The organism is Vibrio sp. LaRot3, assembly GCF_027587025.1.
Lineage (GTDB): Bacteria > Pseudomonadota > Gammaproteobacteria > Enterobacterales > Vibrionaceae > Vibrio.
Map to the genome: position 1 here is coordinate 93347 of NZ_JAPPTI010000009.1, position 13273 is coordinate 106619.

Sequence of the window (13273 nt, forward strand, 5' to 3'; positions counted from 1 at the left end):
TACTCATTTTATCCAGTTAAGTTGTCTACTGAGTTCGCGAGGTAGACAACATGAGTTCCATTCCCACCACCAAACCCCAATTATTAGCCGCCATCAATCAAGCGTTTGATAAGCTGATGGCCGATTATCAGAGCATTCCTGATGCGATCAGCCGTGACATCGGCGTTGAAGGTAATATTAAAGGTACGCAAGTGTCGGTTGCCGATACGGTGGCATACTTGATTGGGTGGGGACAGCTTGTCTTAAAATGGCATGATCGAGAAGCGCAAGGGCTAGAAATCGATTTTCCTGAAACGGGTTATAAATGGAATCAACTCGGTTCGTTGGCCGAGCACTTTCACCGTCAATACTCCGATTGGGCGTATAGCGACTTGCTGTATGAGTTTGAATGTACCACTCAAGCTCTGCTCGATCTCATTGAAAGTAAAACCGAACATCAGCTTTATCATCAACCTTGGTACCAGCAATGGACCATGGGACGTATGATTCAATTCAATACATCTTCTCCAATGAAAAATGTCCGTACCAAAGTGCGCCGATTTAAGCGGCAGTGCCTCACCAAGCAATAGTCCTTATCGTTGAACTCTCTGATTACTTTATAAATTCATGTCGTTTTTAGTGATTTTTCTCACTAATTAGACGTAATTGTCTGATTCGAGGGTGTTTTATTCTATATCTGTTGTATGTTAGGTGAACAGATAGCAATCGTATCTGATTGATATGGTTTAAAAAACGAAAATAAAAACAGCACCAGTCTGGAAAAGCAATGTGGTGATTTCGAACTACAACACGGTTGTATTCCAAGGAGAGAAAAGTGGAAAACAAGTGGGAAGAATTTGCCAAAAATTTTGAAGCCAGCAATAACTATGTTGTTGGTATTAAAGACATTAATCGAGTTAAACAGCGATTAAAGAAACACACCGATGTCGGTGCTCTGTTAGAGCTTGGCTGCGGCAACGGTACTTATACCGAGTGTTTTGTTGAACAAGCAGAACGTATTGTGGCGACTGATGTGTCTCAGCCAATGATTGAAGTGAGTAAGATCCGCTTTGAGAATGAGCTGAAAGTGGTTGTGGAACAAGCGGATTGCTTTGCTCTACGCTATGAAGACAACAGCTTTGACACTGTGTTTATGGCCAATCTGCTTCATGTTATTCCTAACCCTGTCAGCGCGTTAGAAGAGTGCTTACGTGTGTTAAAGCCGGGAGGTCGGCTGATTGGTGTCAGCTTCACTTTGCATAATATGAATTGCTTTAACAAGCTGCGCCTTAAGTATCGATATTGGCGTAAGTATGGCTTAAAGAATAATAACTCGATTGTGCTGACGCCTGTGTTAGCCCATGAGTTAGCGGCGACCGCAGGTTTTCAAGATGTGAGCACTGAGATGCTCGGCAAGCGAGTAAAAGCGGTGTACTTTACGGCGTTTAAGTTAGATGAATAAATTAAGTGAGTAATAAACAAAGATGAGTGATGTCTACGATCGCGAGATCTCTTTGCATTATGCGGCTTATCGTCCGCCCATTCATGACATGATCATAGAGCAATACCTTGCTCAGTTGCCTCAGTTTAGTTTTGGTCTGGATATTGGTTGTGGTGCAGGGGCATCCTCCCATGCTATCGCACCTATTTGCCAGCACGTGGTTGGTATTGATCCAAGTGAAGCAATGATCGACCAAGCGAAAGCGGCTGATAACATTCGTTATATAGTAGGAACCGGTAATAGCACTTCTTTACCAGATAGCAGGGTTGATCTCGTGACATTTGCTGGCTCATTGCCATATGCAAAGTCATCTGCGTTGATTGAGGAATTGCGTCGCGTATGCCGCCCCAATGCGAGGGTCGTGGTGTACGACTTTGAAGTGCAATATCAAGCGTGGCTAAGGTTGCTTGAGGTGGAAGTTGAGCCTCGGTCATCTAACTATGATCATGGGATCAACTTTGACGATTGTGGAGAGTTTTCCGCAATCGAATGTAAAAAAGAGCGCTTGCTTTTGCCTGTTGAGGCTACTCAGCTAGCACACTTGCTATGCTCATCTCAAAAGCGGTATGTAGCGCTTCAGCAGCGATTTGGTATCGAGAATGGGTTTGAGTTGCTGGTGGAAGCGATCGAATCACTGTGCGCTCAGCGTGGTTCATCTCTTTCTTTAGAGATTGATTGTTACTACTCGGCTTATCACATCAAAGTGGATTAGTTTAGCGCAATCCAAGTAAGTAGTAGCAGCCTAACTCATGGTCTTCTACTTGCCATACCATAGGGAAAAACGCGGTATCTTTTAGCAATGGGCGAATAGAGTCTGACGTGCTTTTAATATCCTCAACTTGTAAGCGCCCAAAAAGAATGGCGATGAGGTTGTCGACCGGCTTGAACTGTTCGACCTCTTTGAGGCTATCCGTGATAAAAAACTGGGAAGAATATCCGATGAAACTGCGTACATCGGCCACATCGAAGTTGTTATGAGGTTCAAGGCAAGCTTTTGCCAGACGTTGGTAAAACTGTAAGCATTTCGCTTTGTCATCATCTTGTAGGTAGAGCAAGTTGTACTCTTCACTAATAGTATTAACAAAAGGCAATTGGCTTGCCTTCGGTGACCAGACTAACAGTAGATCGGGCTGAGTTTCATCAAGCCATTTTGGCGTAATATCTGACCAAGTAAGCCAGTGCTTACTATCGATACTGAGGTAGCCTGGCAGGGCTGAATCTTGATCATCCAATACGATATATAGACGAACAGGGTCGGGTTCGAAAGTGGGTTCAACAGTAGATTCAAACATAATGGCGGTTCCTTGTTTGTGGTGTAACTCCGTGTCCCATAAACTCATGCTTTAAGTTTTTTCTACCTCAAAGCATGAGTAATGACAATTTAAATCAATGGGTTACTTTTGCAGGCACGACCCGACTTGTTCGGGAGCGAGGTTCGACTTAGGTATGTAATGCGTGCCTAGGCACACTGCAAAGTGGCTGAAGAACTCGCGAAGACCGTCACCCGAAATTTTCCCTTCTTGCTTTAATTGCTCAACCGATGAGCTTGCGATTGCGCGGCAGCGCTCTTTGTACGGCGCGAGTTTCGCCTCACATTGCTGTGCATTCGAAAACTCAAAGCAAGTTTGGAATTTATCCTCTTTACACAAGAATTTATCGGCATTAATGACGAGTTCTTGCAGCTTTACTGCTTGTGTCATTTGGGCAATCTCTTCAGGGTCATCAAGGTTTGACACTTGGAAGGATTTGCGCGCGACGACCGAATCACGATACAACAGTTCCAGCGTCCATTTCCCTGATACAATTTCGTTTTCTGCACCGAAATACCACATAGCAAGGTTTTGATTGTGCTTAAACATGGTGTCTGTCCATGAAGAAACCCTTGAACTTTGACCCGTGTTTGGATCGGTGATTTCTGGGTGAGTCATGCGTACAGTAATAGGGAATTGCTGTTGATTCGCTAAGTTTGCCGGTACATTACCGCTTGCATCTTTCGGTAGAGTAACGGAATAGCGGAATCCCATAAAATCGCCAACTTTTGGGAAAACGAACTGGCTCGGAGTCACGTTGTACTCATTGCCTTCCTTCTTAATTAGGCCGCCTTCTGTCACGCTGACACGTGGTGCAAATTGATTGCTGATGTCTTTGCTTTTTTTCCCTTCCATTGCGGCCTTTAGGCCATTTCCGGCTGGTGTTCCTTCAATCGATAGCAGTTTGAATTGTTCTAGGCTATCAACGGTCAGCGTGTGCAGTGGGTTGTTGAACGCGGTCAGCTTTTCGACTTTAGTATTTTCCGTTAAGTCTAAAACACTCAATTGGTTGTTGTTGAGCTCAACTTTGGTGAGAACCAGATTGTCACTGAGATCTATTTGGCTGAGCTGATTGTAGTCGGCTTTGAGCTCACGAAGCCTAGGTTGATGATTCAGCTCTAAATTGTGCAATTGGTTATTACGCACATTTAGTATTTGAACGTCGGGGTTACGGCTAAGATCGAGTTGGCCTAACTGGTTAGAAGATAGATACAGATAACCCAGTTTAGGGTTATTTGATAAATCAATGCTGGTCAGTTTGCCCGATGTGAGGTTGAGGTGAGTTAAATTAGGGTTTTGGCTTAGGTCAATACTAGTCAGTTCGTGTCTGCTCAAGCCAAGATCACGTAAGTCTGTTTGGTGAGATACATCGATATGACTAATCGGCATTTTGTAAGCGTAGAGGCTAATCAGCTCTGGGTTATGGCTTACATCAATGTCCGTTAAGTCATTGTTGGTGACGTTGAGATATTTCAATTTCGGGTTGTCCGACACATCGATTTGCGAAAGCTTATTGTCACCCAAGATCAGTCGAATCAGTTCAGGGTTGTTTGAGGTATCGATGTGCGTAATGTCGTTTTTCAACAGCACCAAATGAGCCAAATTAGGGAAATATTGGATTTCATCGACAGACGCGATGTTGGCTTCATTACACTCGAGCTTGGTAATGTTTTCTAAAGAAGATTCGTTGTATTGGTAGACGCATTGTGCAAAGTTGAGATCTTGGAATTCAATTTCATCTACGCTTTTCGGTTGAGTTAGCGTAGTCGCACAACCGGATAGAGTCGCAAGCGTTATCGCTGCGGCTAACTTGTTAAAGTTTGACGACAACATACAGTCTATGTCCTTGTATATAATGCAAAACGCGTTGTAAATCGCTGCTGTTTTTTAGACAGGGGATACTAGCACTGTATAGTGTTGCTTGATATGCAATTAATGTGACTGAGACTTGAACTTGAGCAGTATGTAGTACTTTTGGGGGGTTCTAATCTTGAGCTTTGCGTTAGCTTCAATGATTTCCTTGGAGAAGTACGGGCTAATTTTAACCATAGAGTGACTTAGCCCGTGAAATACTTAGTGTTGAGTTGCATGCACTAGATCGAGTTGAAGCTTAGGTTTGATTTCTAATAAATAGTCGGTGAGCGTGTAAATAAACAGTGCGACGCCGACCATCTCCAATACCTCTTCACAAGTAAAAAGTATCGTATAAACCAAACCTTGGTTACCGTACTGTTCGGCTTGCCAACCACCAAGCATCTCAAAGCCAAGCGCTCCACCGACAAATAATCCGCCCGAAAAAATGAACAACCACATGGTTTTTCGGGGTAGTTCGAGAAGGAACTTAGCATAGGCCGCGATAAAGCCAATCAAAGCAATACCATATGGGATCACCCAAGCGTAATAGAGTAGCCCAGTAGTTTCGTTCCCTGCTTTGACTTTCTTGCCTAGTTTTTCGTGAATTGAAGCCATTTCATCGATGGACAAAAATAGGAAAATGCAGGCGAGTACTGCCCATAGTATCCATGCGCGATTGGCAGAGCGATGAATACTGGCAATAAAGGCCAGCAACAAACTTGCACCAATTAATGCAACTGAAGAGTATAGGGTGGGAATATTGCGTTCTGCATTTAGGTAAAACAGATCCGCAATGCCATGAAGTTGCGGGAAATTTGCTTTGTAAAGTGCGCTGACGATATTCGCGAGTAGTAACAACGTGATGATGGAAAGAAGTGTAGTAAGGATTCTACGTGGGGTTACTTCAACAACCATAGGATTGTCTCCTGATAATGACTTAGTGCTACATCCATACGTAAACAAAAGTTCACATAAAAATTGCCTTACCAATGAGAGACAAACTAAAGCGAGTTGAAAACTACCCCATCATATTGTGTTTTATTAAATTTTAGACAGGATAAAAACTGCGTTTTCGCCGTCAGTAGCCGTGTAATCACTGGATAACAGCGACCCTAGCATAGGAAGATCCTCAAAAATGAAACACTTAATAATTTAGTCACTAAACTGACATCTATGCGAAATAAAGTACTGGGTGAGTCTCAAAACGGAGAATGTTGCAGCTTCGGCGCTCGATTACTTGGCCTAACTGCAACTAATGTTTGAGTTAATAACCTCACAGTGAAAATTCTTCTCTAATGAGTTAGTTACATGCAGTGAGTGATATTGGTTCACGCTAAAACATAGTATTGTTGTGAGCGATCTCATCCGGAACGGTTTGAATGGCATCCCAATGCTCTACGATTTTCCCATTATCGTCGAAACGGAAAAAATCCATGGTGACGTACTGATCGCCATCGGGCCAAGTTTGATGGGTATGCAGCGCCACCAGGTCACCTTCTGCTATCGCTCTAAGGAAACGAATAGACTTATTTGGATACTCGCGGTTCATTCGTTCAAAGTAATCAATAAAGGGTTGTGTGCCATCACCGACCAATGGGTTGTGCTGGATATATTGTTCGCCGACGAAGAGTTCAACCGCTTTAGTAGGGTTGCCCAAATAGGCCATTTGGTAAAATTCAATAGCGTTTTGTTTGTTGCTCGCTTGTTGAGTTGCCATAGTGACTCCGTTGTTTAGAGAGCGCTTACGCGAAGATGGGGGGCTTATTTCTGGGAATGAAGCCCTACGGTGTTGCCTTCGGTATCGCTGATAACACTGATAAAACCGTATTCACCGATCGGCATTTTAGGAACTTGAACCGCGCCGCCATTGTCAGTCACTCTTGCTTCTTCAACGGCACAATCTTCACAAGAGAAATACACCAAGGTGCTGTTGCCGCCGGCAGCGACATTGTCCATTTTTACTATCGCACCAGCTGCGCCATAGCCCTCTCCCATATCTGGGAACGCCCACATCTCAATCGGTATCCCACCCGGGCTGTCGAGTTTTTCTAATGTGACATTTAGTACGGATTGGTAGAAGGTTTTGGCTCTTTCTATGTCATCCACATAGATCTCGAACCAACAAATAGGATTAACTTGCATAGTGACCTCTGCTTTCTGTTGCGTTTCAGTAAGTATATGTAGCCTGATAAAGCACATCGTACTTTTCACGTAAGGTCGGCATAGTAGCAATTTGTTGATAACAATTATCGTTTACAGTGTGTGTTGAGCGGAGTAATATCGGTCCAATTGAGCGAAAAATCACCTTGTTTCGGATAGTTGCAGAATTTTCTTCTATCAATCAAGGGCCGGTAGAAAGGAATGAGTCTAGATGAGTGCTGTAGAGGAACTAGGTCGCGTTTATGATCAGAACTCCAATCACAATGAGATGAGTAATTTTATTGAGCTTCAATCAGGTTTGACGGTCGGTTTGTTTTCTCGCGCAGACATGGAGCAAATGGACATTGAGTCCCCTCTACCGAGTAATAAGGATTACATTCATTTGAACCACTTTATCCAAGGTCACTTCAGTGCCACCGTCAAAGGCAAAAACCTCAACTGTGACAGTGGTTATATCAATATGGGCTTTTCGGATGGGGAGATGTTCCATGTTCAAGATAGTGATGATTTTTGTAATCTAGAGATTATGGTACGGCCTGAGGTTCTTTATTCATTAGCGGGGGAAGAGCTAACAGGAATTAACTTCGATAAAGATATGGAGTTCTTTATTCGCCAAGGTCGTTCGAGCCAACAAGTTAACTCGTCAGTGAGTCGTGTCATTACACTGATGAAGCAGCAAATTAAACATCCATTGCTGCTGCATTCTGCCATCCTTGAATACCTGTATTGGCATTTACAAGCACTTAAACCGGCGAACACGAAAGAGTTTTTGTCTACACGTGAGAAGCGGCAGTTAGCCGTTGCTAAAGATTGCTTATTGTCAGATTTGAGCTCTGCCCCAACCATTGCGGAGTTGGCGAAAACCGTCGGTGTGAACCAATGTAAGTTGAAGAAAGGTTTCAAAGAACTGTTTGGAACGAGTGTCTATGCCTGCTTTCAAGAAGAGCGCATGAAACGGGCGATGGAACTGTTGAAACACCACAATGTGACTGAGACGGCAGTGGCGTTGGGCTATAGCAACATCAGTCATTTTAGTACGGCTTTTCGCAAGCAATATGGTGTGCTACCTAATAATGCTCGGCGCGAGCTAATGTATGATTTTAAGTTTAATCAGCATGAGTTAGGCGTTAATACCTGAGCTTCAATATCAAGTCGCCAGTGAGTTTGAGCAGCCAAACCCACTGGCGTTTTTATTAGAAGTTAAGTTTTGCTTTTACCCCAACAAATCGAGGCTCGCCCGCGGCTTTAGCTGCATTGAACATCGAAGTTGAATACTCTTCATCGGTTAAGTTTCGTCCGTACAAGTATACTGCCCAATCATGAGTTCGGTAGCCGACTTGAGCATTGAATATTGCATAGCTGCCTTGCTCAAAGGTATTGGCTTCGTTCATAAACTGCGCGCCGTAGAATGAAACATCTGCCCCGACAAAGATACCAACAGGCTGACCATAGTTAGATCCAAGAGAAACAGTGTATTCGTTGGTATAAGGCAGTTTGTTACCTGTGTAATCGCCGCCTGCACCATTCGAGAAATCATCAAATTCATATTCAAACAAATAACTGGCGTTCATGAACATGGATAAGCCGTTGAGTGGGCTGGCCAGTAACTCCATTTCAATTCCGCTACTGTGCGCTTCGGCGGCATTTTGCTTCAAGTAACCACTTGGGTAGTTTGGATGAGGCACGTCGACTTGGATGTCTGTCCAACCGATGTAATAAATAGCAGTGTTGAGCTCTACGTTGCGAGAGAGTCGTTCTTTATGACCTAGTTCATAGGTCGTGCTGTATTCGGGGTCAACCGCATTGCTGACCAGTGGCGCTTCTACCATTACATTGTTGTAGTCACCGGCTTTATAGCCTCGTGAAACGGATAGGTAACTATGTCGGGTATCGGTCGGCTTCCAGCTTAAAGAGGCGGAAGGAAGCACTGCAAACCAGTCATCGTCAAAGCTCAGAGCAGTTGTCGGCATGCCCATACTATTACTGTCTTTCCAATCGAGCGATTTTTCATCGTAATCAAGGCGCAATCGGCCTGTGAGTTCAAAGTTACCCATTGGGTAGATCACTTGACCAAACAGTGCCGCATTAAACATTTCGATGGTGCTGTCTTGAGACATTTTTACACCTGGTGGCATAAACCACATGCCTGCATCACTACCAAAGTTTACGTTGGTGTTGGTGTCCACTTCTTCACGCATTAAGAATGCACCGACTAGCCAATTCACGTCGCCTTGAGTGGTGCCGTGTAAGCGTAATTCTTCGGAGAAGGATTGAGTAGACTCATCAAAATCGGCAAAGCTGATATCGTACTGAGAGAAATCCCAGTCATGCAAAAAACCGTAACTGGAATCGGTGTAGCTTGTGATGGAAGTTAGAGTGGTACTGGCTGAGAGCTCTTTTTCTATGGTGAAAATACCTGTGAACAAATCACCAGTGTTGTAGCCCGGCTCGTTATTGGAGGGCTTAAACCCACCACCAAGCACGTAGTTGTCAAAGCCGCTATCGTAGGAATCGGCGATTAAATCAAATGCGATTTTGAGTTGATCAGTGTTGTAGATGTCAAACTTAGCATGAACGGAGTATTGCTCGTTGTCGTTGGTGTCGTCTCTATTGAGCGTGCTATTTTCGAAATATCCGTCACTGGATTTATATTGCGCAGCAATGCGAGCGGCACTGTATTCGCCAAGGTCACCCCCGATAGCGGTTTCTACGTTATAACTATTAAAGCTACCGTAATCGGCTTGAATGTAATTTTCGTAGCCATCCATTGGGCGGCGAGTTTCAACTTTAATCAAACCTGCAAGCGTATTTCGACCGTAAAGCGCCCCTTGCCCCCCTTTAATTACTTCAACTTGCGCTGCATCTAACAATATATTCGGATTAACATAAGGAATGGTAACGCCATCAATATTTATATTGTAGATCTTGTTCATTGTGGTGGTGCCGCCAATGCCACGATAAACAAAGTAAGCGGTATGGTTGTCTGCTTTTAAATAGTTCATTCCGGGAGTGAGTTGAGCAATATCTGTCGTTTGTTTGATATTCAGCTCTTCTAAATCAGTATCAGAGTAGATATTTAACGATGCGGGAATATCTTGTTTACTCTGTTCAATTTTTTGTGCTGAAACGACGATGGTTTCCATCACGCTAGAGTCAGATTCCGATGATGAGTAGGCGTAAGTTGTTGTGAGTAATAAGCTGATTGATATTGCTTGTGCGAGTCCTGTCTTGCGTAGATTGGTCACTGCTGATTCCCTCTTCACAGACCTGTTTGGCCTGCATAACCACTATTTAGGTGAATGTGTATGTGAAAAATAATCGTCTTTAAATTCTCCAATAGGTGATGAATTTCCGACTACCCCAAAACGGATATCAATGCCCGCTTCGGAACTAATATTTATTTTGTCAACAATTAGGGTTCTTTTTATTCTTTGAAGCCAATAAGCTGTGAGCACTGAATATATCGATAAGGGTAATTTAAATTACCGGTTAGTTAACCAAGGATATGGCATGACCTTTAATTTGAGTCCGAAAGATCTGAGTACCGTGGCTATTTACTCAGTGCTATTTTTTGTATTAATGATCGCAATTGGCTGGGTAGGGTTTATCCCGATATTTATCCCTCTTCTAGCGGCTTTAGCTCCCCTGTTCGGTGGGTTGATCTTTATGCTGTTCCTTATGCGAGTCAATAAATTTGGCATGGTCACATTATTGGGTTTTGTAAATGGCCTACTAATGTTTGTGGCTGGTATGGGGTATTGGGTGGTTTTGACAGGCGCTGTGTTTGGTTTGCTGGCCGATTTACTTTTGAAGCGTAGTGATTACCGACAACTTAAGCACAGCATCACCGCTTACAGTGTATTTAGCTTGTGGGTGATTGGAAACTTTTTACCTTTTTATCTTTCACGAGAAAGCTATTTTTCAATGATCTCCAAGGGCTATGGTGAAGAATATGCTCAAAGCCTTAGTGTGTTAATGCCATATTGGCTTCTGCCCGTATTGGTTGTTGGTGCAATGGTGTGTGGTTATATCGGTGCAAAGGTTGGCTCAAAACTTCTTAACAAGCAGTTAAGCCGTGCAGGAGTGGTGTAGGTTTCGCGATGGCTGAAACACCAATTTTAGAGCCGAGAAACAATCAGCTTTCTCGACCGAAATCGGCAATGACCGTACCGCAAGAGAAAAGTAGCCGAGTCGATCCTCGCAGTAAAATTTTGCTATTGCTGTGTGTCAGCGTCATCTTGGTGGGTGGCGCTGGTGGAGATCAAGTCGCAAAAAGCGCTTATTTGCTGTTAGCAGCCCTGCCCATGTTGGTATTAATGTTAGAAGGCTACTGGAAGAGCGGTTTATTTTTATCCTCACTGTTTGGCTTTTTTGCATGGGTAGCAATCACTGTTGTTCCCAGCCTTGAAGGAGATAGCCAAATTGCTGTGATGGGCATGGTTGTGTTTTGTACTCGAATTTTGCCAGCGGCGGCCAGTTTTAGTTTATTGATGACCATTCCTGTTTCAGAGCTGGTTTCTGCCTTGTATCGGTTTAAGCTTCCCGTTGCTTTGATTACCGTTTTGGTCATTATCCTGCGATTTTTCCCGTGTGTATTGAGTGAGTTTGTCGCTATTGAGCGTAGTGTGCGTATGCGAGGGCTAGCATTGGGCAATGGTAGTTTGAAAACTGCGGTATTTAGTCGATTGCTGCCTTTTCTTAGTAACACGTTACGCATAGGTGATGAACTTTCTGCTGCTGCGATCAGCCGTGGTTTAGGCGCAAAAAAGCGTCGTACCAACTATTACCAAACACGTTTTTCTTGGTTTGATTTACCGATTTTGGCTGTAATTGTGATGAATGTACTGTTGGCAATTACATCGCTGTGGGTGATGCCATGAGTAAACTGTGTTTTAAAGAGTTTAGCTTTCGTTATGCGGCAAGCTCACATGCCCATCCGACATTGCAAACCATTAACTTGACCATACATTCCGGGGAATGCGTGCTGTTAACCGGAGGTTCTGGTTCAGGGAAAAGCACACTAATTCGGGCGATGAATGGCCTTATTCCTAACTTCTACGATGGTGGCATTAGTGGTCAACTTTACCTCGATGGTGAAGATCTATCGAGTATCCCTGAAGCTGCTTTGTACCAAAAGGTCGCCACGGTTTATCAAAACCCACGTAGCCAATTTTTTACTAATAAAATTGGTAGTGAACTGGTATTCAGTGCGGAAAACTTCGCACTAGAGCGCTCTAAGACAGAGAGGTGGCTAAAGCAAACCCTAGAACAATTTCAATTAGAAGGCCGGGAGCATGACAAGCTTGATTTTTTATCGAGTGGAGAAAAGCAGCGGGTTGCTTGTGCTTCTGCCAGTTTGATGCAGCCGGAAGTTATTCTGCTTGATGAGCCAAGTGCCAATTTGGATGCCAAGGCTGCCCAAATGTTGGCTCAGGCCATTGCATATTGGAAACAACAAGGTATGACGGTGGTCGTGGCGGAGCATCGTAGTGCTTACCTTGATGGTTTAGTGGATAGGCAAGTTCATCTTGAGAATGGTCGAATTACACAAGTGATTACTGATAGTTTTTATCAGGCTCCCGCATCGAATACATTTCTGGGCAAGCAAATTAGCAAGTTATCGGATGTTCGCTCGGAGCGTATTTCATCTGAAGAGAACTGGTTGATCAGCCCTCGTTCGAGTTTGTTTTCAAGAGCGTTGAAACAGGTTAAAACCCATCGTATTGTTAAGTCTTCCATCGTGGCGGTAGTTGGTGAAAATGGTGCGGGAAAAAGTAGTTTATTTCGTCAGTTGTGCGGTCTAGATAAAGGGGTAGTTCAACTTGCTGATCAGCATGGAGTCCTGAAAGGAAAAGAGCTTCGTCGGCGCTGTTTCTTTGTCGATCAAGAAGTCAATCGTCAATTGTTGTGTGACTCCGTATTAGAAGAAGTGATGCTTAATATGCCGAGCGATGATGAATCACAAGCAATATCGATTCTTAATGAGTTAGATCTCGGGCATTTGAGAGAGGCTCATCCGCTAGCCATTTCTGGTGGCCAAAAGCAGCGATTAGCATTAGCGACAGCGGTTGCTGCCAAGCGAGAGTTTACCGTATTAGATGAACCCACGAGTGGGTTAGATAGTGCCAACGTCGTACGTGTGAGCAAGCAAATTGCTAGGCTGCGTGAAAATGGCAGCACAGTAATCATCATCAGCCACGACCCAGAGCTATTGCTGGGGTGCTGTGAGTGGGCGATACATATCAACCAGCGGAATATTGACCAGATTTACCGTCTGGATGATTCTGGCAACAAGCGTTTATTGCGGTTTATGCAGCTTGTTAACACAGAGGAAATGGTAGATAACCGAACGCACCGAAATGCTTTGACGGTTAATTAGTACTTCTCGTTTTGCTGAACAGGTCATTTTTACACGCTGATTGCTTTATTTGCGTAGGTTGTCTCGATAAAATAAGCGCAAATTTTCTAG

Annotated in this window: 13 protein-coding genes; 7 read left to right on the forward strand and 6 right to left on the reverse strand. The window is 43.8% G+C overall.

Going from position 1 to position 13273, the window contains the following annotated elements:
- Positions 1 to 50 precede the first annotated feature (50 nt).
- The 3 genes from OH461_RS15815 (at position 51) to OH461_RS15825 (ending at position 2192) form a co-directional block, all read left to right on the forward strand.
- Positions 51 to 569, forward strand: a complete 519-nt coding sequence (locus OH461_RS15815; RefSeq protein ID WP_270021536.1) for a ClbS/DfsB family four-helix bundle protein — start codon at positions 51 to 53, stop codon at positions 567 to 569.
- A 224-nt stretch (positions 570 to 793) separates the two neighbouring features.
- The gene (locus OH461_RS15820) at positions 794 to 1441 is read left to right on the forward strand and encodes a class I SAM-dependent methyltransferase (RefSeq protein ID WP_270021537.1); all 648 of its coding nucleotides are present in this window, start codon (positions 794 to 796) and stop codon (positions 1439 to 1441) included.
- A gap of 22 nt (positions 1442 to 1463) precedes the next feature.
- Positions 1464 to 2192: a class I SAM-dependent methyltransferase gene (locus OH461_RS15825; RefSeq protein ID WP_270021538.1), complete on the forward strand. Its 729-nt coding sequence runs from the start codon at positions 1464 to 1466 to the stop codon at positions 2190 to 2192.
- Position 2193: 1 nt separating this feature from the next.
- Here OH461_RS15825 and OH461_RS15830 read toward each other — a convergent pair whose 3' ends face one another.
- The 5 genes from OH461_RS15830 to OH461_RS15850 all read right to left on the reverse strand — a co-directional run bounded on the left by OH461_RS15830 (position 2194) and on the right by OH461_RS15850 (position 6786).
- Positions 2194 to 2772, reverse strand: a complete 579-nt coding sequence (locus OH461_RS15830) for a hypothetical protein (RefSeq protein ID WP_270021539.1) — start codon at positions 2770 to 2772, stop codon at positions 2194 to 2196.
- 102 nt (positions 2773 to 2874) lie between these two features.
- Positions 2875 to 4623, reverse strand: a complete 1749-nt coding sequence (locus OH461_RS15835) for a DUF3859 domain-containing protein (protein WP_270021540.1) — start codon at positions 4621 to 4623, stop codon at positions 2875 to 2877.
- A gap of 240 nt (positions 4624 to 4863) precedes the next feature.
- Complete coding sequence (locus OH461_RS15840; RefSeq protein WP_270021541.1) at positions 4864 to 5559, reverse strand: hypothetical protein; 696 nt, start codon at positions 5557 to 5559, stop codon at positions 4864 to 4866.
- Positions 5560 to 5977: 418 nt separating this feature from the next.
- On the reverse strand, positions 5978 to 6361 hold the full coding sequence (locus OH461_RS15845) for a nuclear transport factor 2 family protein (RefSeq protein ID WP_270021542.1): 384 nt from the start codon (positions 6359 to 6361) through the stop codon (positions 5978 to 5980).
- A gap of 44 nt (positions 6362 to 6405) precedes the next feature.
- The gene (locus OH461_RS15850; RefSeq protein WP_270021543.1) at positions 6406 to 6786 is read right to left on the reverse strand and encodes a VOC family protein; all 381 of its coding nucleotides are present in this window, start codon (positions 6784 to 6786) and stop codon (positions 6406 to 6408) included.
- Between the two features lie 229 nt (positions 6787 to 7015).
- Between OH461_RS15850 and OH461_RS15855 the strand changes: the two genes are divergently transcribed.
- Entirely contained in the window at positions 7016 to 7942 is a 927-nt protein-coding gene (locus tag OH461_RS15855; protein WP_270021544.1) for a helix-turn-helix domain-containing protein, read from the forward strand.
- A gap of 55 nt (positions 7943 to 7997) precedes the next feature.
- On the opposite strand, the gene OH461_RS15860 is transcribed toward OH461_RS15855, so the two are convergent.
- The gene (locus OH461_RS15860; protein WP_270021545.1) at positions 7998 to 10049 is read right to left on the reverse strand and encodes a TonB-dependent receptor; all 2052 of its coding nucleotides are present in this window, start codon (positions 10047 to 10049) and stop codon (positions 7998 to 8000) included.
- Positions 10050 to 10314: 265 nt separating this feature from the next.
- Between OH461_RS15860 and OH461_RS15865 the strand changes: the two genes are divergently transcribed.
- Genes OH461_RS15865 through OH461_RS15875 form a run of 3 tightly spaced genes read left to right on the forward strand, consistent with a single transcriptional unit; the run spans position 10315 to position 13183 of the window.
- Complete coding sequence (locus OH461_RS15865) at positions 10315 to 10896, forward strand: MptD family putative ECF transporter S component (protein ID WP_270021546.1); 582 nt, start codon at positions 10315 to 10317, stop codon at positions 10894 to 10896.
- An 8-nt stretch (positions 10897 to 10904) separates the two neighbouring features.
- Entirely contained in the window at positions 10905 to 11684 is a 780-nt protein-coding gene (locus tag OH461_RS15870) for an energy-coupling factor transporter transmembrane component T (RefSeq protein WP_270021547.1), read from the forward strand.
- Entirely contained in the window at positions 11681 to 13183 is a 1503-nt protein-coding gene (locus OH461_RS15875; protein WP_270021548.1) for an ABC transporter ATP-binding protein, read from the forward strand. The genes OH461_RS15870 and OH461_RS15875 overlap by 4 nt, the downstream gene beginning before the upstream one ends.
- The last annotated feature ends 90 nt before the right edge of the window (positions 13184 to 13273 follow it).

What these genes read in the sequence shown, in the direction of transcription:
- OH461_RS15875 (WP_270021548.1), top strand. Translation starts at nt 11,681, where the DNA reads ATGAGTAAACTGTGTTTTAAAGAGTTTAGCTTTCGTTATGCGGCAAGC.
- OH461_RS15815 (WP_270021536.1), top strand. Translation starts at nt 51, where the DNA reads ATGAGTTCCATTCCCACCACCAAACCCCAATTATTAGCCGCCATCAAT.
- OH461_RS15865 (WP_270021546.1), top strand. Translation starts at nt 10,315, where the DNA reads ATGACCTTTAATTTGAGTCCGAAAGATCTGAGTACCGTGGCTATTTAC.
- OH461_RS15835 (WP_270021540.1), bottom strand. Translation starts at nt 4,623, where the DNA reads ATGTTGTCGTCAAACTTTAACAAGTTAGCCGCAGCGATAACGCTTGCG.
- OH461_RS15845 (WP_270021542.1), bottom strand. Translation starts at nt 6,361, where the DNA reads ATGGCAACTCAACAAGCGAGCAACAAACAAAACGCTATTGAATTTTAC.
- OH461_RS15830 (WP_270021539.1), bottom strand. Translation starts at nt 2,772, where the DNA reads ATGTTTGAATCTACTGTTGAACCCACTTTCGAACCCGACCCTGTTCGT.
- OH461_RS15825 (WP_270021538.1), top strand. Translation starts at nt 1,464, where the DNA reads ATGAGTGATGTCTACGATCGCGAGATCTCTTTGCATTATGCGGCTTAT.
- OH461_RS15840 (WP_270021541.1), bottom strand. Translation starts at nt 5,559, where the DNA reads ATGGTTGTTGAAGTAACCCCACGTAGAATCCTTACTACACTTCTTTCC.
- OH461_RS15870 (WP_270021547.1), top strand. Translation starts at nt 10,905, where the DNA reads ATGGCTGAAACACCAATTTTAGAGCCGAGAAACAATCAGCTTTCTCGA.
- OH461_RS15855 (WP_270021544.1), top strand. Translation starts at nt 7,016, where the DNA reads ATGAGTGCTGTAGAGGAACTAGGTCGCGTTTATGATCAGAACTCCAAT.
- OH461_RS15850 (WP_270021543.1), bottom strand. Translation starts at nt 6,786, where the DNA reads ATGCAAGTTAATCCTATTTGTTGGTTCGAGATCTATGTGGATGACATA.